The organism is Ochrobactrum sp. PL_is483 (genome assembly GCF_055816855.1).
The window spans coordinates 51,111-69,744 of sequence record NZ_JBVPGS010000038.1; the positions used below are offsets into that span (position 1 = coordinate 51,111).

General features: G+C 60.0%; 14 protein-coding genes. 10 read left to right on the forward strand and 4 right to left on the reverse strand.

What is annotated here, in order from left to right; genetic code table 11:
- Positions 1-16 precede the first annotated feature (16 nt).
- Complete coding sequence (locus AC0TNJ_RS15960) at positions 17-1,081, reverse strand: esterase-like activity of phytase family protein (RefSeq protein WP_473771656.1); 1,065 nt, start codon at positions 1,079-1,081, stop codon at positions 17-19.
- A 73-nt stretch (positions 1,082-1,154) separates the two neighbouring features.
- On the reverse strand, positions 1,155-1,874 hold the full coding sequence (locus AC0TNJ_RS15965; protein ID WP_473768278.1) for a cyclic nucleotide-binding domain-containing protein: 720 nt from the start codon (positions 1,872-1,874) through the stop codon (positions 1,155-1,157).
- A gap of 239 nt (positions 1,875-2,113) precedes the next feature.
- Between AC0TNJ_RS15965 and AC0TNJ_RS15970 the strand changes: the two genes are divergently transcribed.
- Genes AC0TNJ_RS15970 through AC0TNJ_RS16000 form a run of 7 tightly spaced genes read left to right on the forward strand, consistent with a single transcriptional unit; the run spans position 2,114 to position 13,056 of the window.
- Positions 2,114-4,852: a nitrate/nitrite transporter gene (locus AC0TNJ_RS15970; protein WP_473768277.1), complete on the forward strand. Its 2,739-nt coding sequence runs from the start codon at positions 2,114-2,116 to the stop codon at positions 4,850-4,852.
- A gap of 23 nt (positions 4,853-4,875) precedes the next feature.
- A complete protein-coding gene (locus AC0TNJ_RS15975) occupies positions 4,876-8,640 on the forward strand; it encodes a nitrate reductase subunit alpha (RefSeq protein WP_473771657.1) in 3,765 nt (1,254 codons plus the stop codon).
- Positions 8,637-10,175, forward strand: coding sequence for a nitrate reductase subunit beta (gene narH, locus AC0TNJ_RS15980; protein WP_122001177.1), 1,539 nt, complete (start codon positions 8,637-8,639; stop codon positions 10,173-10,175). Before AC0TNJ_RS15975 ends, narH begins: the two co-directional genes overlap by 4 nt.
- Positions 10,175-10,885: a nitrate reductase molybdenum cofactor assembly chaperone gene (gene narJ, locus AC0TNJ_RS15985; protein WP_473768274.1), complete on the forward strand. Its 711-nt coding sequence runs from the start codon at positions 10,175-10,177 to the stop codon at positions 10,883-10,885. Before narH ends, narJ begins: the two co-directional genes overlap by 1 nt.
- A 10-nt stretch (positions 10,886-10,895) precedes the next feature.
- Positions 10,896-11,609: a respiratory nitrate reductase subunit gamma gene (gene narI, locus AC0TNJ_RS15990; RefSeq protein ID WP_122001175.1), complete on the forward strand. Its 714-nt coding sequence runs from the start codon at positions 10,896-10,898 to the stop codon at positions 11,607-11,609.
- 5 nt (positions 11,610-11,614) lie between these two features.
- Positions 11,615-12,520 carry a peptidylprolyl isomerase gene (locus AC0TNJ_RS15995; RefSeq protein WP_473771658.1) on the forward strand — a complete coding sequence of 302 codons (906 nt, stop codon included), beginning with the start codon at positions 11,615-11,617 and terminating at the stop codon, positions 12,518-12,520.
- Positions 12,517-13,056, forward strand: coding sequence for a DUF2478 domain-containing protein (locus AC0TNJ_RS16000; protein WP_473771659.1), 540 nt, complete (start codon positions 12,517-12,519; stop codon positions 13,054-13,056). Before AC0TNJ_RS15995 ends, AC0TNJ_RS16000 begins: the two co-directional genes overlap by 4 nt.
- A gap of 28 nt (positions 13,057-13,084) precedes the next feature.
- Here AC0TNJ_RS16000 and AC0TNJ_RS16005 read toward each other — a convergent pair whose 3' ends face one another.
- Complete coding sequence (locus AC0TNJ_RS16005) at positions 13,085-13,789, reverse strand: GntR family transcriptional regulator (RefSeq protein ID WP_473771660.1); 705 nt, start codon at positions 13,787-13,789, stop codon at positions 13,085-13,087.
- A gap of 366 nt (positions 13,790-14,155) precedes the next feature.
- Between AC0TNJ_RS16005 and AC0TNJ_RS16010 the strand changes: the two genes are divergently transcribed.
- Positions 14,156-15,118, forward strand: a complete 963-nt coding sequence (locus AC0TNJ_RS16010; RefSeq protein WP_473771661.1) for a dihydrodipicolinate synthase family protein — start codon at positions 14,156-14,158, stop codon at positions 15,116-15,118.
- Between the two features lie 57 nt (positions 15,119-15,175).
- On the opposite strand, the gene AC0TNJ_RS16015 is transcribed toward AC0TNJ_RS16010, so the two are convergent.
- Positions 15,176-16,207 (reverse strand): Ldh family oxidoreductase, encoded by a 1,032-nt coding sequence (locus AC0TNJ_RS16015; RefSeq protein WP_473771662.1) that lies wholly within the window; start codon positions 16,205-16,207, stop codon positions 15,176-15,178.
- A 267-nt stretch (positions 16,208-16,474) separates the two neighbouring features.
- Here AC0TNJ_RS16015 and AC0TNJ_RS16020 point away from each other — a divergent pair, with 267 nt between their 5' ends.
- Together AC0TNJ_RS16020 and AC0TNJ_RS16025 are read left to right on the forward strand one after the other, a co-directional pair.
- Entirely contained in the window at positions 16,475-16,915 is a 441-nt protein-coding gene (locus tag AC0TNJ_RS16020) for a pseudoazurin (RefSeq protein ID WP_473771663.1), read from the forward strand.
- Positions 16,916-17,033: 118 nt separating this feature from the next.
- Positions 17,034-18,278: an NnrS family protein gene (locus tag AC0TNJ_RS16025; protein ID WP_473771664.1), complete on the forward strand. Its 1,245-nt coding sequence runs from the start codon at positions 17,034-17,036 to the stop codon at positions 18,276-18,278.
- The last annotated feature ends 356 nt before the right edge of the window (positions 18,279-18,634 follow it).

The window sequence follows — 18,634 nt, forward strand, 5'->3', positions numbered from 1 at the left end:
GTGCGGTCACTATTTTTCAGGGCAGCTTCAGGGCGATGAACTGCGAAACCTGTCCGGGACTGAAATTGTTGTCCGAGGCGAGGATGAGCGTCCTCTTGCCGTCAACCATCGGCCCGAAGGTGATGGCCTCGATATTGTCGATGTCGAGGCCGAAATCGCCTTCGTTGAGCCGTAGAAGAAGTTTCTTGCCGAGCGGCGTTACCTGCTGGCTGGCAAGCGACGGCACGCCCTTCACATCGCTGGCGCCATCGAAGGAGGCGCGGTAAAGCGTGATCCGGTTGCCCACACCCATGGCGAAGGAGCGTTCGACGGTGAGAAGATCGTTTCCATCGGAAACGAATTCCGACATGCCGTTATCGTTCCAGAAGGGCGGCTCAGTCGCCTTGGTGAAGATCGGGTCGGTATCATAGGCATATTCCGCCGTGACATTGCCCGATGCGAGATCGAAGGCGATGATGCGCGAGCGGCTGCCTTGGTCGAGCGTCGCCTTGTCTCCATCCTGTATCAGCGCGTTTTCCGTGCCCGCAAGAAGCGTCTTGCCGTCCGGCGTGATGGTCAGGCTTTCAAAGGAAAGATTGTTGCGGATGCCGCGTGTCTTGCCCTCGTCGGGAACGTAGGCTTCCGGCAAGGCAAATTCGCGGATGAAGCTGCCATCGGTCTTTGCTTCGCCGACAAACGGTCTGCCGTTCCTGTCGCCTTCGCTTGACCAGTAGATGGTGCCGGTGGCTGCGTTGAAGCGTATGCTTTCCGGGTCCACATCCTTCAGCGCAAATGGTTTGCCGGCTTTGTCCAGAAGGGTGATTGTTTCCACGATGTCGAGGCCCTGCACGCCGGAACCGTCGATGGCGAGCCTGAGCTTGTAAAAGCGCGCAGGCGCATTTTCCGAACGGTCGTCGGATATGGCGTAATAGACGTCTTCACGCGGATCGTAATCGAGGCCGGAAATTCCGCCGAACTCGACGCCGCCGATTTTCAGGCCGGTGGGCAGCGTGAAAGCGCCGATCAGTTCGGGCTTGGGCAATTCCTGCGCAACGGCGCTGGTTGCAAGAGCGAGAAACAGGACGATAAAAGGTGCTTTCATGGCGGAGGCCCGTTCGATGGAGAAAGTCACCGGATAGTCGTTCTGTTTGACAGAAAGATGAAGGCCGCCAATCTCAGATCTTGTCGAAACTGCGCGCCGGTTCCTGCCTGTCGATCAGGTGGGAGGGGGCTGCAAATTGCAGCAGCTTGTTCTTGTTGGTGATCTTGATCGCGGAGGCCTGCACCGTGACGCCATGCGAGGCGAGCGTCGCGAAATTGCGCGACAGGTTTTCCGGTGTCATGCCGAGATAGGCGGCAAGCGTGCGTTTTTCGTAAGGGATCATCACCACATCGGCGCCGTCGTTCAGAAGCGATTCCTTGACGATCCAGTTGGCGAGGCGCTGCACGCTGCTGCGCAGTTTCTGCGTCTTCAGTTCCTTGACCAGGCGGCGATAGGCGCGCGCGGTTTCAAAAACGATGGCGCGCATGAAGCCGACATCCTCGCTCATCAGGTCGCGCACCAGGCTGGAGGGCACCATCAGCACGCGGGTGGGCGTGAGCGTCTGCGCGGTTTGCAGGCACACATCGTCATTGAGCACGGCTGCGAGAATGAAGATATCGTCGGCGCGCAATATCTCCAGCGCGGTCTCGCCATCGTCCGATTTGGCCGACATCAGCACAAGCCCGTCGAGGATCGCGAACAGGAAGTCCGCAGGCTCGTCTTCCCGGATCAGGGTCGTGCGCGGCGGAAAAGACTGCACGAAGCTCGGACGCACCAGCCGCTCGAACGTGGCATCCGCCATGTCCGTGAAAAGCGGCAAATTTCTCAGCGCGTCGATTTCTTCTTTCCGCATCAATCCTCACTTTAGGGGTCAAGTTATAGCCCGTTAACATAATTGATAAATATCAATTAGGCAATATGCATTAATCAATACTTGCGCCTAACTTGGTCTATTATTTCCCTTAAGTCACGAAAAACTAAAATTCAACTTGAATAGTCCAGAGATATTGATCTTAATCAATGTATTCATCCAACAGTCGACGCATAAGTGCATACGAAACCTCCCAATGGTATTCAATTCGGAGTACGCCTATGCAACATGTCGCAGGGGAAAATCCCAGGGCGCAGACAACGGCGCTAGCGATGAGTACGACCGCTTTTACAGTTTGTTTCGCGGTCTGGACCATCTTCGCAATCATCGGCATTGAAATTCGGTCCGAGCTGGGCTTGAGCGAAACGCAGTTCGGCCTGCTGGTCGGCACGCCCATCCTGACCGGGTCGCTGATCCGCGTCATCCTCGGCATCTGGGCGGACCGTTATGGCGGTCGCGCCATCTTCACGCTCACAATGCTGGTTTCGGCGGTTGCCACCTGGTTGCTGACCTACGCCACCACCTATCCGCAGATGCTGGTTGCAGCGCTTGGCGTCGGCGTGGCGGGCGGGTCGTTCTCGGTCGGCGTCGCCTATGTGTCGCGCTGGTATCCGCCGGAAAAGCAGGGCGTCGCGCTCGGCATTTTCGGCGCGGGCAATGTCGGCTCGGCGGTGACGAAATTCTTCGCGCCGATGGTCATGGTCGCCTTTGGCTGGCATGCGGTTGCCGAAGTCTGGGCGGCTGCGATGGTCGTCATGGCGTTGATCTTCTATTTCACCACGAGCGACGACCCGGTTCTGGTCGAGCGCCGCCGCAAGGGTGAAAAGCCCGCCAGCACGCTGATGGAGCTGGAACCGCTGAAGAACGTGCAGGTCTGGCGTTTCTCGCTTTACTATTTCTTCGTCTTCGGCGCTTTCGTGGCTCTCGCGCTGTGGCTGCCGCAATATCTGATCCATGTCTACGGCGTCGATATTCGTCTTGCAGGCATCATCGCGGCGTTCTTTTCGGTTCCTGCCAGCCTGTTCCGCGCCTATGGCGGGCATCTTTCGGATGTCTATGGCGCGCGCCGCGTCATGTACTGGACCTTCGCCGTGTCGCTGGTCGCAACCTTCGTGCTGTCCTATCCGCCGACGGATTATGTCATCCAGAGCGATAACGGCCCGCTGGCCTTCCATGCCGAAATGGGCGTGATCGGCTTCACCGTCACCGTCTTCATCCTCGGCTTCTTCATGGCCTTGGGCAAGGCTGCGGTCTTCAAGCACATTCCGGTTTATTATCCGGGCAATGTCGGCTCTGTCGGCGGTCTGGTGGGCATGATCGGCGGTCTCGGCGGCTTCATCCTGCCGATCCTGTTCGGCGTGATCCTCGACCAGACGGGCCTGTGGACAAGCTGCTTCATGCTGCTCTTCGTCATTGTCGCGGTATCTTTCGTGTGGATGCATGTCTCGATCCGCCAGATGGAGCGCGCCGCGCAAGGCAAGGCTTTCGGCGAACTTCCGGCCTTTGCCGAATTGCAGGGGTTGAAGAAGGCTGAAATCAAGCCGGCAAAGGGCGATTCCGTCCTCACCGACTGGCGTCCGGACGATCCGGCTTTCTGGGAACAGAAGGGACGCAAGATCGCCAAGCGCAACCTGTGGCTTTCGATCCCCGCACTTCTTTTGTCCTTCGCCATCTGGCAGGTCTGGTCCGTGGTGGTGGCGAAGCTGCCGCTGGTGGGCTACCAGTTCACGACCGACCAGCTTTTCTGGCTGGCGGCACTCCCCGGCATTTCGGGCGCGACCTTCCGCATCTTCTATTCCTTCATGGTGCCGATCTTCGGCGGTCGCCTGTGGACGACGCTCACCACCTGGTCGCTGGTCATCCCGGCCATCGGTATCGGCTATGCGGTGCAGAACCCGGATACGCCTTACTTCATCTTCCTTCTGCTCGCGCTCTGCTGCGGCTTCGGTGGCGGCAACTTCGCCTCCTCCATGTCCAACATCTCGTTCTTCTTCCCCAAGCACGAGAAGGGCAATGCGGCAGCGCTCAATGCGGGACTCGGCAATCTCGGCGTCAGCGTCGTGCAGTTCGTGGTGCCGCTGGTCATTACCGCCGGTATCTTCGGCAAGCTTGGCGGCGATCCGGCCATGGTCGCAACCGAAGCGGGCAGCGCACCGCTGTGGCTGCAAAATGCCGGGTTCGTCTTCGTGCCGTTCATCGTCGTCACGGCTTTCGCCAACTGGTTCGGCATGAACGACATCGCTTCGGCCAAGGCTTCGTTTGCCGATCAGGCCGTCATTTTCCGCCGCAGGCACAACTGGATCATGTGCTGGCTCTATACGGGAACCTTCGGTTCGTTCATCGGCTATTCGGCTGGCTTCCCGCTTCTGACCAACATCCTGTTCCCGCAAGTGAATGCGCTGCAATTCGCCTTCCTGGGGCCTCTGGTCGGCGCGCTGTCGCGGTCGGGTTCGGGCTGGCTGGCGGACAAGTATGGCGGCGGGCGCGTCACCATCTGGGCATTCGTGCTGATGATGGTGGGCGTAGCGGGCGTGCTCTACTTCGTCGGCATCAAGGATCAGCCGAATGCGTTCTGGGGTTTCTTCGCTTCCTTCGTGCTGCTGTTTTTCGCAACCGGTATCGGCAATGCCTCCACCTTCCAGATGATCCCGGCGATCATGTCGAAGGAAATGGTGCGGCTGATGCCCAATGCCACCCCGGAAGAACGCCGCCACGAAGCGGACAAGGAATCCGCGGCCATCACCGGCTTCACCTCGGCCATTGCTGCCTTCGGCGCCTTCTTCATCCCGAAGGGCTACGGCACCTCGATCAGCATGACCGGCGGGCCGGAAGCAGCATTGTGGGCCTTCCTGATCTTCTACGTGACATGCCTCGTCATCACCTGGGGCGTCTACACCCGAAAAGGCGGGCTGCTCTACGACGTGGAGCATCGCAGCAAGCCAGCAGCTGCTGCTGCCTAACGAACTAAAGTGAGGATAAAATCATGAGTCTACTCCTCGATCGCCTGAACTTTCTTGCCCGCAAGAATGTCGGCACCTTCTCGGAAGGCCATGGCGTCACCACCAACGAAAACCGTGATTGGGAAGACGCCTATCGCAAGCGCTGGCAGCACGACAAGATCGTGCGTTCCACCCATGGCGTGAACTGCACCGGTTCCTGCTCGTGGAAGGTCTATGTCAAGGGCGGCATCATCACCTGGGAAACCCAGCAGACGGACTATCCGCGCACCCGCGCCGATCTTCCGAACCACGAACCGCGCGGCTGTTCGCGCGGGGCGAGCTATAGCTGGTACGTCTATTCGGCCAACCGCGTGAAATATCCGCTGATCCGCTCGCGCCTCCTGAAACTGTGGCGCAAGGAACGTGTGCTGAAAACGCCGGTCGCGGCATGGGCCGCGATCCAGCAGGACCCCGCCAAGCGCGCCGACTATATGAAGGTGCGTGGCCTTGGCGGTTTCGTGCGCGCCACGTGGGAAGAAGTCAACGAGATCATCGCTGCCGCCAATGCCTATACGGCCAAGACCTATGGGCCTGACCGCGTGATCGGCTTCTCGCCAATCCCGGCCATGTCGATGGTGTCCTATGCGGCGGGCTCGCGTTACCTGTCGCTCTTGGGCGGCGTCTGCATGTCGTTCTACGACTGGTATTGCGACCTGCCGCCCGCATCGCCCATGACATGGGGCGAACAGACGGACGTGCCGGAATCGGCAGACTGGTACAATGCCGGTTTCCTGATGCTCTGGGGTTCCAACGTGCCGCAGACCCGCACACCGGATGCGCATTTCTATACGGAAGTGCGCTACAAGGGCACCAAGTCGGTCGTGGTCTCGCCCGACTATTCGGAGGCCGCGAAATTCTCTGATCTGTGGCTGCACCCGAAGCAAGGCACCGACGCGGCACTTGCCATGGCGCTTGGCCATGTGATCCTGCGCGAATATCACCTTGACCGGCAGGTTTCCTATTTCGAGGATTATTGCCGCAAATATACCGACTTCCCGATGCTGGTCATGCTCACGAAGAAGGACGGCCGCTATGTGCCGGGCCGCTTCCTGCGCGCTTCCGACCTGAAGGGCGATCTTGGCGAGGCCAACAATCCCGACTGGAAGACCGTCGCCTATGATACGAAATCGGGCACCTATGTTGCGCCGCAAGGCTCCATCGGCTTCCGCTGGGGCAATGACGGCCAGTGGAACCTTGAAGAAAAGGACGGCCAGGGCAAGGACGTGGAACTTGCCAAGAGCTTCATTGAGGCGGGCGCGCACGATGCCGTCGCCGATGTGGCCTTCCCCTATTTCGGCAATCGCGAGCACGATTATTTCGAAGGCACCGACCATGACAGCGTGCTGGTGCGCAAGGTTCCGGCCCGCAAGCTGAAACTGAAAAAGGGCGATGTGCTGGTCGCGACCGTGTTCGACCTGTTCGCCGCCAATTACGGCCTCGATCGCGGGCTTGGCGACGAGAACTCCGCCAAGTCCTATGATGAGGGCCTGCCATATACCCCGGCATGGGCGGAGAAGATCACGGGCGTCCCGCGCGACCAGATCATTGCGGTCGCACGCGAGTTTGCCACCAATGCCGAAAAGACCAATGGCCGTTCCATGGTCATTCTCGGTGCCGGTCTCAACCACTGGTACCACATGGACATGAACTATCGCGGTATCATCAACATGCTGGTGATGTGTGGCTGCATCGGCCAGTCGGGCGGCGGCTGGAGCCATTATGTGGGGCAGGAAAAGCTGCGTCCGCAGACCGGCTGGACGGCGCTCGCCTTCGCGCTGGACTGGAACCGCCCGCCGCGCCACATGAACTCCACCTCCTTCTTCTATGCGCATACCGACCAGTGGCGCTACGAAACCGTGAAAGTGCAGGACATTCTTTCGCCCACCGCGCCGGACGGCGCGTGGGAAGGCACGATGATCGACTACAATATCCGGGCCGAGCGGATGGGCTGGCTGCCTTCCGCGCCGCAGCTCCAGACCAACCCGCTGGAGCTTGCCAAGCAAGCAGCCGCATCGGGCAAGGAGCCGAAGGACTTCATCGCGAATGCCTTGAAGAACGGCACCGTCACCATGTCCTGCGAGGACCCGGACCACGAGGCCAACTGGCCGCGCAACATGTTCGTCTGGCGCTCGAACCTGCTCGGCTCGTCGGGCAAGGGGCATGAATATTTCCTGAAGCATCTGCTTGGCACGTCCAACGGACTGCTTGGCAAGGATCTGGGACAGGAAGGCGCGCAGGAAAGCCGCGAGGCCGTGTGGCACGACGAGGCCCCGGAAGGAAAGCTCGACCTTCTGGTCACGCTCGACTTCCGCATGTCCACGACCTGCGTCTATTCCGATATCGTTCTGCCGACTGCCACCTGGTACGAGAAGAACGACCTCAATACTTCCGACATGCATCCTTTCATCCATCCGCTGTCGAGCGCTGCCGACCCGGCTTGGGAAGCGCGCAGCGATTGGGAAATCTTCAAGGGCATCGCCAAGAAGTTCTCGGAAGTGGCGCCGGAAGTGCTGGGCGTCGAGAAGGATATCGTTCTTGTGCCGACCCTGCACGACACGGCGGGCGAACTGGCCCAGCCGAAGGACGTGCTGGACTGGAAGAAGGGTGAGGTCGAACCGATCCCCGGCAAGACCATGCCATCGGTCGTGGTCGTGGAGCGCGATTATCCGAACCTCTACAAGCGCTACACCTCCGTCGGCCCGCTTCTCGACAAGCTTGGCAATGGCGGCAAGGGCATCTCGTGGAACACCGAACATGAGGTCGAGCTTCTCGGCAAGCTGAACGGCAAGGTTCATGAGCCGGGCGCAACCGAAGGGCGTCCGCGCATCTATACGGATGTCGACGCAACCGAGGTCATCCTGTCGCTTGCGCCGGAAACCAACGGCGAAGTGGCGGTGAAGGCATGGGAAGCGCTGTCGAAATTCACCGGACGCGACCACACCCATCTGGCTCTTCCCAAGGAAGACGAGAAGATCCGCTATCGCGATATCGTCGCGCAGCCGCGCAAGATCATCTCCTCGCCAACCTGGTCGGGGCTGGAATCCGAGCATGTCTGCTACAATGCAGGCTATACCAATGTGCATGAGCTGATCCCCTGGCGCACGCTGACCGGCCGTCAGCAGCTCTATCAGGATCATTTGTGGATGCGCGCCTTCGGCGAGGGCTTCTGCGTCTATCGCCCGCCCATCGACACCAAGACGGTCAACCCGGCAATCCGCGAAAAGGCGGACGGCCAGCCGCATCTGGTGCTGAACTTCATCACGCCGCACCAGAAATGGGGCATCCACTCCACCTATTCGGACAATCTGCTCATGCTGACGCTCAATCGCGGCGGGCCGGTTGTCTGGATTTCGGAGCCGGATGCGGCGAAGGCTGGCATTGTCGATAATGACTGGGTGGAAGTCTACAACGCCAACGGCGCCATCGTGGCCCGCGCGGTCGTCTCCCAGCGCATGAAGGATGGAACCATCTTCATGTATCACGCGCAGGAGAAGATCGTGAACACGCCCGGCTCGCCGCTCACCGGCCAGCGCGGCGGCATTCACAACTCCGTCACCCGCATCATCACCAAGCCGACGCATATGATCGGCGGCTACGCCCACCAGTCCTATGGTTTCAACTATTACGGAACGGTTGGCGCCAACCGCGACGAGTTCGTGGTCGTGCGCAAGCTCGACCATGTGGACTGGATGGAAGGGCCGCTTGAAGAAGGCAACCGCAACTCCGCCGTGAAGGAGGCAGCAGAATGAAAATCCGTGCGCAAATTGGAATGGTGCTCAATCTCGACAAGTGCATCGGCTGCCACACCTGCTCGGTGACGTGCAAGAACGTCTGGACCAACCGCGAAGGCGTGGAATATGCCTGGTTCAACAATGTCGAGACCAAGCCCGGCATCGGTTTCCCCAAGGATTGGGAAAACCAGAAGAAGTGGAACGGCGGCTGGGTCCGCAAGAAGAACGGCAAGATCGAGCCGAAGATGGGCGCGAAATGGCGCATCCTCGCCAAGATTTTCGCCAATCCCGACCTGCCGGAAATCGACGATTATTACGAGCCGTTCGACTTCGATTACGGCCATCTGCAGACGGCAGGCGAAAGCAAGACCATGCCGACCGCCCGCCCGCGCTCGCTGATTTCGGGCGAGCGGATGGAAAAGATCGAATGGGGCCCGAACTGGGAAGAAATTCTCGGCGGCGAGTTCGCCAAGCGCTCGAAGGACTACAATTTCGAGGGCGTGGAGAAGGAAATCTACGGCCAGTTCGAAAACACCTTCATGATGTATCTGCCGCGCCTGTGCGAGCATTGCCTCAACCCGACCTGCGTTGCGGCCTGCCCGTCAGGGGCGATCTACAAGCGCGAGGATGACGGCATCGTCCTGATCGATCAGGAAAAGTGCCGTGGCTGGCGCATGTGCGTCTCCGGTTGCCCCTACAAGAAGATTTATTACAACTGGAGTTCGGGCAAGTCCGAGAAGTGCATCTTCTGCTATCCGCGCATCGAAGCGGGGCAGCCGACCGTCTGTTCGGAAACCTGCGTGGGCCGCATCCGTTATCTCGGCGTGATGCTCTATGATGCCGACCGCATTTCGGAGGCCGCGTCCACGGCCAATGAGCAAGATCTCTACGAAGAACAGCTCAATATCTTCCTCGACCCGAACGATCCTGCCGTGATCGAACAGGCGCGCAAGGACGGCGTGCCGGAAGCATGGCTGGAAGCGGCAAAGCACTCGCCGGTCTACAAGATGGCGATGGACTGGAAGATCGCCTTCCCGCTCCATCCAGAATATCGGACCCTGCCGATGGTCTGGTATGTGCCGCCGCTCTCGCCGCTGCAATCGGCTGCCGCTGCTGGCAAGCTTGGCATGGACGGCCCGCTGCCGGATGTGCGCTCCATGCGCATCCCGGTCCGCTACCTCGCCAATCTGCTGACCGCAGGCAAGGAAGAGCCGGTCATCTCGGCGCTGGAACGCATGCTCGCCATGCGCGCCTATATGCGCGCCAAGACCGTCGATGGCGTCATCGACGAGGCGATTGCCGACCGTGTCGGCATGAGCAGCGCGATGATCGAGGAAATGTACCACATCATGGCGATTGCCAATTACGAAGACCGCTTCGTCATCCCGACGACGCATCGTGAAATCACCGAGGACGCCTATGACGTGCGCGGCTCCTGCGGCTTCACCTTCGGCAATGGCTGCTCGGGCGGAACGTCGACGGAAGACCTGTTCGGCGCCAAGCGCCAGAAGGTCGTCCAGACGCCAACCGATATTTTCAGGGAGCAGGTGTAATGAACAAGACCCTGAAAATCATTTCGCTGCTGCTCTCCTATCCGAGCGCTGAGCTGCAACTGGGCGGAGAGGAACTGAAAGAAGCGCTGGCGGGGGAAAACCTTTCCCCCGGCATCCGCAGGCTTCTCGACAGCCTTGTCGATTATGTCTGCGACTGCGATCTCTATGAGGCGCAGGAGCGTTACGTGCATCTGTTCGACCGCACGCGGTCGCTGTCGCTGCATCTTTTCGAGCATGTGCATGGCGAAAGCCGCGACCGCGGACAGGCCATGGTCGATCTCATGAAGATGTATGACGACAACGGCTTTGTGGTGGATGCCAAGGAACTGCCGGACTATCTGCCGCTGTTCCTTGAATTCCTGTCGACGCGCTCAGCCGAAGAAATCCACGATCTTCTCACCCAGACCGGCCATATCACGGCGGCTATCGGCGAGCGCCTGCGCAAGCGGCAGTCGCCCTATGCCAATGCCTTCGCGACCTTGCTGCATGTCGCCAATGCCAAGCCGGACAAGAACCTCGTCGGAGAATTGCTTCGGCAGGAAGAAGACGACCCGAACGATCTCGCCGCGCTCGACCGCATCTGGGAAGAAGAAGCGGTGACGTTCGGCGGCAATGCGGGCGAAAATTCCTGCGGCCCGGACCGGTTGCGCATGCAGATGCGTGCGGCACAGCGCAAGCCCGACGCCCCGTCCAACCCTTCACATCTATAGGAGACGGAAAATGGCTTATCTCCATACGTTTCTTTTCGGCATCTATCCCTACATCGCGTTGAGCGTGCTCGCGCTCGGCTCGATCTTTCGCTACGACCGCGAGCCTTACACATGGCGTTCGGGCTCAAGCCAGCTTTTGCGGCGCAGGCAGCTCATGTGGGGTTCGGTCCTGTTTCATCTTGGCGTGCTGTTCATCTTCGCCGGTCATTTCGTCGGCCTGCTGACGCCGATCTGGGTCTTCGACATGCTTGGCGTCAGCCACGAGGCAAAGCAGATTCTTGCCGTCGTCGCGGGCGGCATCGCCGGTGTGATGGCAATTATCGGCGCTTCCATGCTGGTGCATCGCCGCCTGTTCGATCCGCGCGTGCGCGCATCGTCAAGGCCCACCGACACGCTGATCATCATGCTGTTGTGGGTGCAGCTTCTGCTGGGCCTCGGCACCATTCCGGTCTCGCTGCAACATATCGACGGCGGGGAAATGGTGACATTCATGAACTGGGCGCAGGGCATCTTCACTTTCAACCCGGCTGCATCGAGCTACATCACCGATGCGTCGTTTGTCTTCAAGATGCATATTTTCCTGGGCCTCACCATCTTCCTGCTGTTCCCGTTCACGCGCCTTGTGCATATGCTGAGCGCGCCGGTGCGCTATATCTGGCGTCCGGGCTATCAGGTCGTGCGCGAGCGCAACCATAGAGCGCCTGTGCGCGTCCCTGCGGAGTAAGGCTAATGGTGACGCTTTTCGACCGGAAACAACCCGCTGCCGGGCAGCACAATCACCCGACCGGCTACACCACCTATCAGGAGCCGGATACGCGGGTGCCGCCAAAGCCGCGTCCGGTTTTCGATGCGGTGTCCGTCAATGGCGTGGCGATCAACGAAACCGACATTCTGACGGAGGCGCAAAACCATCCGTCGGACAATCCGGGCGCGGCATTGCTTGCTGCCGCTCGCGCGCTCGCGGTGCGGGAATTGCTTTTGCAGCGCGCAAGAGAAACGGGCATCGTCCCCGAGCGCGAGAAGGACGCCGAAGGCCGCAGCGAAACCGACGAGGACGCGCTGGTCCGCATGGTGATCGAACGGGAAGTGGAGGTGCCTTCGGCAAGCCGCGAGGAAGCCTTGCGCTTCTACGAAAACAACCGCCACCGTTTCACCAGTGCGCCCATTCTGGAGGCGAGCCATATATTGCTCGCCGCCGACCCTGCCGACAGCCAGGCCCGCGAAAAGGCTCGCACGACCGCATCGCGTCTGGCTTCCGCGGTGATTGCCGATCCGGCCACCTTCGCCTCGGTCGCGCATGAATATTCGTCCTGTCCTTCGGGCGCGCAGGGCGGCAATCTGGGCCAGCTCACGCGCGGCAGCACGGTGCCCGAATTTGAAAAGGCGCTGGAGCGGATGACCCCCGGTGAAATCACCGCTGCCCCCATTGAAAGCCGCTTCGGTTTTCATATCGTGCGGCTCGACCGCCGCATCGAGGGCGAGGAACTGCCGTTCGACTATGTGGCCGACCGCATTGCCGGATGGCTGGAAGCCTCCACCTGGTCCAAGGCCGTGTCGCAATATATCGCGATCCTCGCAGCCGATGCCGACATTACCGGCATTGATCTCCTGTCGAACGAAGGAGCCGGGGCATGAGCCACGAACCGACCCTTGCGGCCATCCTCGCCGCAAAGGATGTGCCGGTGGACCAGCTTCTGGCGAGCGTGGCGCAGCAGGCAAGGCGGGCGGGCCTGCGCGTGGCGGGCTTTCTCCAGCACCGTGAAACCGGCGGGGAGGAATGCTGCCGCGATATCGAGATCGAGCATATCGGAACCGGTGTCACGCAGATTATTTCGCAGTCGCTCGGTTCGGGGTCGAGGGGATGCCGTCTCGATCCGGCGGCGCTTGCCGATGTGGCAGGCTCGCTTTTGGCCGAACTCGATGATGGCGCCGAGATGCTGATCCTCAACCGTTTCGGCAAGGGCGAGACGGAAGGGCACGGTTTCCGCTCCGTCATCGAAACGGCCTATGCGCGCCAGGTTCCGGTGCTGACCGTGGTGCGCGAGACCTATGTGGAGGGCTGGAACGACTTTGCCGGGGATTGCGGCGTTCTGCTGGCCCCGGACAGCAAGGCCGTGCTCGGATGGTGCGACCGGGTGATGGAAGCGCGACGATTGCCGGAAGCCGTCTGACGGCGGCCTCCCTGCCGGGAATGTAGTTCTATAAATCGAGCTGGTCGCGGCGGTCTTCTGCAATCAGCTTGCGGATTTGATGAACGATCTGGTCGCCATGCGCCTTGCCAAGCAGGTCGGCGGTGTCGACGTCGCGTTCTTCGATGGCGCGGATCATGTCTTCATGCTCGGTGACGTAGCGCTCCGGCAGGCGGTCGGCAAAAGACTGGTAATAGAGGCGCAGCAGCCTGCGCCCTTCATCCAGAAGCCGCGAAAAGAAGGAGGTATAGAACGGGTTGCGGCCCGCTTCGGCAATGGCTGCATGAAAATCGCGGTTGGTCGCGATCATTTCCAGCGCGTTCTGTGAGCGAACGGCGCGGGCAAAAGCCTCCTGATGCGCCCGGATAGTCTCAAGGTCCTTGTCGGTCCGGTTGCGCGCGGCAAGCCGCGTCGTCACGCGGTACATCAGCGTCACCGCGTCAAAAAAGGCGGGCAGGCTCAGAAAATCGATATTGGAAACAACCGTCGAGCGGTTGGGAAGCGTGGTCACGAAGCCATCGCTTGCAAGCCGCACCAAAGCCTCGCGGATCGGCGTGCGCGACATGGAAAAGCGCTCTGCCAGCTGGTTTTCATCGATGGGGCTGCCCGGCGCGAGCGAAAGATCGATGATCTCGTCGCGCAGCACGTCGTAAACCAGCTTGACGCCCGAACCCTTCTTCCGGTCGGCTGTCTGGCTTGCGTCGTCTTTGTCCATGATCTTTCTGTCCTCTTGCGGTGTGTGCGGCGCGGCATAACGGCATTCTAACAGCAGTTTAAGTCCCACCGGTCAAGCAATCCTAACACTACAGTTGCATTCCTCGTGATGCCGGGCTGCAAAGAGCATTTTGTCTGCGTTCCGGTGCTCACGTACCTTTAAGTACGCTGCGCTCCGGTACTCGAAAATCACTCTTTTCGCCACGGCCTGACGAATTTGCAACTGTAGTGTTAACCCGAAACAAAATTTTGGTCGACAAGAAAAATACAAAGTGTATATTTGATTTCAATACAAGGTTTGGCAGACCGATTGTAGATCCAGCCCGCGTGAGAAACGCTCAAGGAAAAACGTCCAAGGAACGACGCTATGACCTCTAACATTTTCGCCGGTTGCATTCCGGCCCTCATGACCCCCTGCAAGCCCGACCGCACGCCGGATTTCGATGCGCTGGTCCGCAAGGGCAAGGAACTGATCGCGAAGGGCATGTCTGCGGTTGTCTATTGCGGTTCCATGGGCGACTGGCCGCTCCTCTCGGACGAGGACCGCATGGCAGGCGTCGAGGCGCTGGCCAAGGCTGGCGTGCCTGTCGTCGTCGGCACCGGCGCGGTCAACACGAAGATCGCCGCCGCCCATGCCGCGCACGCCCAGAAAGTCGGCGCCAAGGGCCTGATGGTCATCCCGCGCGTGCTTTCGCGCGCCTCGTCGATCACGGCGCAGAAGGCGCATTTCAAGGCGGTCCTGTCGGCTGCTCCAGATGTTCCGGCTGTCATCTACAACAGCCCCTATTACGGTTTCGCGACCCGTGCCGACCTGTTTTTCGCGCTGCGGGCTGAGCATCCGAACCTCATCGGCTTCAAGGAATTCGGCGGTGCGGAACCGATGCGCTATGCCGCTGAAAACATCACCAGCGCCGACGATGACGTGATCCTGATGGTTGGCGTCGATACCGGCGTTTTCCACGGCTTCGTCAATTGCGGCGCAGTCGGCGCGATCACCGGCATCGGCAATGTGCTGCCGAAGGAAGTGCAGCATCTGGTGGCGCTGTCGAAGGCGGCAGCGGCAGGCGATGTCGAGGCGCGCAAGCTGGCGCTGGAACTGGAAGCCGCGCTCAACGTCCTCTCGTCCTTCGATGAAGGGCCGGACCTCGTTCTCTTCTACAAGCACATGATGGTTCTGACCGGAAACCCGGAATATGAGCTGCATTTCAACGAGACGGACAAGCTTTCCGACAGCCAGCGCGGCTATTGCGAAGCGCAGCTCAAGCTGTTCCAGGACTGGTATGCCGGCTGGGTCAAGCAGGGCGGCGCGGCTGCGAAATACGCGGCTTGAAACCTACACGGATGCGGATAAAGAAAAGGCGCCGGGTTTCGGCGCCTTTTTGTTTGGTCAGGAAACTGCGTCCAGCCCTTGTTCCTTGAGCTTCTCCAGAAGCGCCATTTCGGCGGCGGCAAGCGTAATGCCTTTGGCGAGTGAATCGCGACGGGCGGCAAAGCGGCGCTGCGAGGGCAGGCGCGCGCCCTGTCCGGCAATCGCCTCGATCAGCATCTCGCCGCGTTCCTGCGGGTTGCCGCGCCCGCCCGCCATGCGGGTCGGATCGAAGGCGATGATGAGTTCGCCATGGCGCGGCGCGAGCGTCGTCGTGCCGAGAAATTCGAGCGCTTCGGGGCTGGTGAAATCGCCGATCATCGCACCGGCAAGAAGTTCGATCATCGTGGAAATGGCCGATCCCTTGTGCCCGCCAAAGGGCAGCATCGCGCCCGCAAGGGCAGCTTCCGGGTCGGTGGTCGGGTTGCCATCGGCATCGATGGCCCAGCCTTCCGGCAATTGCTTGCCAGCGCGGCGGTAAAGCTCCAGTTCGCCGCGCGCGGCAACGCTGGTGGCAAAGTCGAACACGTAAGGGTAATCGCCGGGGCGAGGCCAGCCGAAGGCGAAGGGATTGGTGCCGAGAAGCGGTTTGGTTCCGCCTGCGGGGGCGACGGTGGCATAGCTCGGGCACATGGCGATTGCTGCAAGACCCTGTTCGGCCAGCGCCTCGACTTCCGGCCACAGGGCGGCGAAATGGGTGCAATCATTGATGGCAAGCACGGCGACGCCAAGCTTGCGCGCCTTTTCAACGAGGGCAGGGGTGCCGCGCTCGAAGGCCAGATTGGCAAAACCGCCTTTGGCATCGACACGAACCACAGCGCTGTCATCCGTCGTGACGACCGGTTCGGCATCGGCCACCACCTTGCCGCTTTTCAGCGTGCGCAGGCAGCCCTCGATGCGATAGACACCATGGGATTTGCAGCCGTCGCGCTCACCCGCCACAATGGTTCTGGCGATGGCTGCGGCATTATCGGCGCTGAAACCCGCCCTGCTCAGGATTTGCCCCACAAGCCCGGCAAGTTCTTCCGTCGAAATCGAAATGGTATCGCTCATTCTGTCGTTCCCTGGTTGTTCAAGGGCATGGTGCCTGATTTCATTTCTGAAATGCATACAAGATGCATGCAGGCTTGTCATGCCGGACGGCCGCGCCGGAGACTGCGGCAAAAGGGCATTCTATCCGATCCGGACGGGAAAACTCGGGTTCTTTGATCCTGATCAAAGTGGAGTGATCTAGCAGGGTTTAAATCTCTCGGCATGGCGCATCGAACGAAGACGGCGGATGCGCTGATTGACCGAGATGTCGGTGGAGAGAAGGACAGAATGCGTAAACCAGCAATCATACTTGCCGCTGCGGGCCTTGCCGCCCTTCTGGCGGTGCCTGCCTATGCGGAAAATATCGAAGTCCACATGCTCAACAAGGGCGCCGAGGGTGCCATGGTTTTCGAGCCTGCCTATATCAAGGCCAATCCCGGCGACACGATTACCTTCGTGCCGGTCGACAAGGGGCACAATGTCGAATCCATCAAGGACATGATCCCCGAAGGTGCGGAGAAATTCAAAAGCAAGATCAATGAGAATTACGTGCTGACGGTTACCACGCCCGGCGCCTATCTGGTAAAGTGCACTCCGCATTATGCGATGGGCATGATCGCGCTGATCGCGGTGGGCGACAGCCCCGCCAATCTCGAACAGATCGTTTCGGCCAAAAAGCCGAAGGTCGTTCAGGAGCGGCTGGAAAAGGTTATCGCCAGCGCCAAATAAGATTATGCTCGAAATAGAAGAGATTAGAGCGCCGATCTGATGCAATCAGATCGGAACGCGCTCTAACCGGAAACTCTCGATGAGCCGAAACTTGAATCGGCTTCATGACGAGGACATCATGACCAGACAGCCAAGCCTGCAGGCAGTACCTGCTGCGATGCCATCCGATCAAAAAGGTATGCCGCGCGGACTGAAAATGACCGGTCCCGTCCTCCTCAGCTATGGCTTCCGCCCATTCTTTCTGGGCGGGGCCATATGGGCCGTCATGGCCATGCTTTTGTGGATATTGTCGCTGACGCTTGGAATGCCGCTCGGCGGCTCCTATGGCGGACTGAACTGGCACGCCCATGAAATGGTGTTCGGTTTTTCTTCCGCCGTTCTCGCAGGCTTTCTACTGACGGCCATTCCGAACTGGACCGGAGGCCTGCCCGTGTCGGGAACGCCGCTCGCTATACTTGTCGGCGTATGGCTTGCCGGACGGCTCATCTTTCTGGAGCCTGACCTTATCGATGTGCGGTTCGCCGTCGCGGTCGAAAGCCTGTTTCTGCCGATGCTGCTTTTCATCTGCGCGCGCGAAATCATCGCCGGGCGCCAATGGAAGAACCTCAAGGTGCTGTCCGGCGTGGCGACGGTGATGGTCGCCAATCTGGTCTTTCATTATCTGATCCTGACCGACGGCGACGTGGCATTGGCCAACCGCATCGGGGTCAGCGCCTATGTGCTGCTGGTCATGGTGATCGGCGGGCGCATCGTGCCAAGTTTCACCCGCAATTGGTTGAACAAGATGGGTAAGACGCGCTTTCCAGTGCCGTTCAACCGTTATGACGGTTTTAGCATTCTCGTCGGCGTGGCTGCCTGCATCGGCTGGATCGCCGCGCCCGACCAGACGGTAACGGCGGTGCTGGCGTGGATTGCGGCATTGTTTCATATCGTGCGGCTTTACCGCTGGCGGGGATGGACGGTCGCGCGGGAAAAGCTCCTGCTTGTCCTTCACGTCGCCTATGCGTTCATCCCGCTCGGTTTCATCGCCATCGGCCTTTCGGCCATCGATCGCCTCAACCCTTATTCGGCCTTGCACGTGATTACGGTCGGCGCGATGGGCTGCATGATGCTGGCCGTCATGACGCGGGCGACGCGCGGCCATACCGGGCGCGAACTGGCGGCATCGCCCGTCACGCAGGCGGCATATGTCTGCCTCGTCGCGGCGGCGCTGATCCGGCCACTGGCGGAAGTCATGCCGAATTTCTTCCACACCATCCTCGCCGCATCGGCCTTGCTCTGGATGGGGGCTTTCGGGCTTTACGTTCTGGAATACGGCCCGATGCTTTTGCGGGAACGCCGCCAGCGCATGGCCAGCGCGTAACGCAACTCATTTCCACGCTCGATTACAGAGCAGTTCGTGGCCGTCCACGAACTGCTTTCTTGCGTTTTGACGGTGAGTCGCGGCGCGGAAGCTGCAATTTGTGCCCTTCGGCGCCTCCAAAACAGGGGTGTGAAAAGAAAAATCACACTCAATATCACATTTAAATCGTTATAATGTTATGGCCGTATTGTTATGGTTTTGAAACGGTGTTACCGGAATTGGTGCCTGGGAGGCTGGTCCTGAAAGGGTCGCCAAATCTCGGGCAGTGCGAGCGCAATGCGCCCGAACTTTGTTGTTTTTACGCATACGGCACCGGAACCGGGTTCCGCTTGCCGGAAATGCTCAAGGCTTTGCTT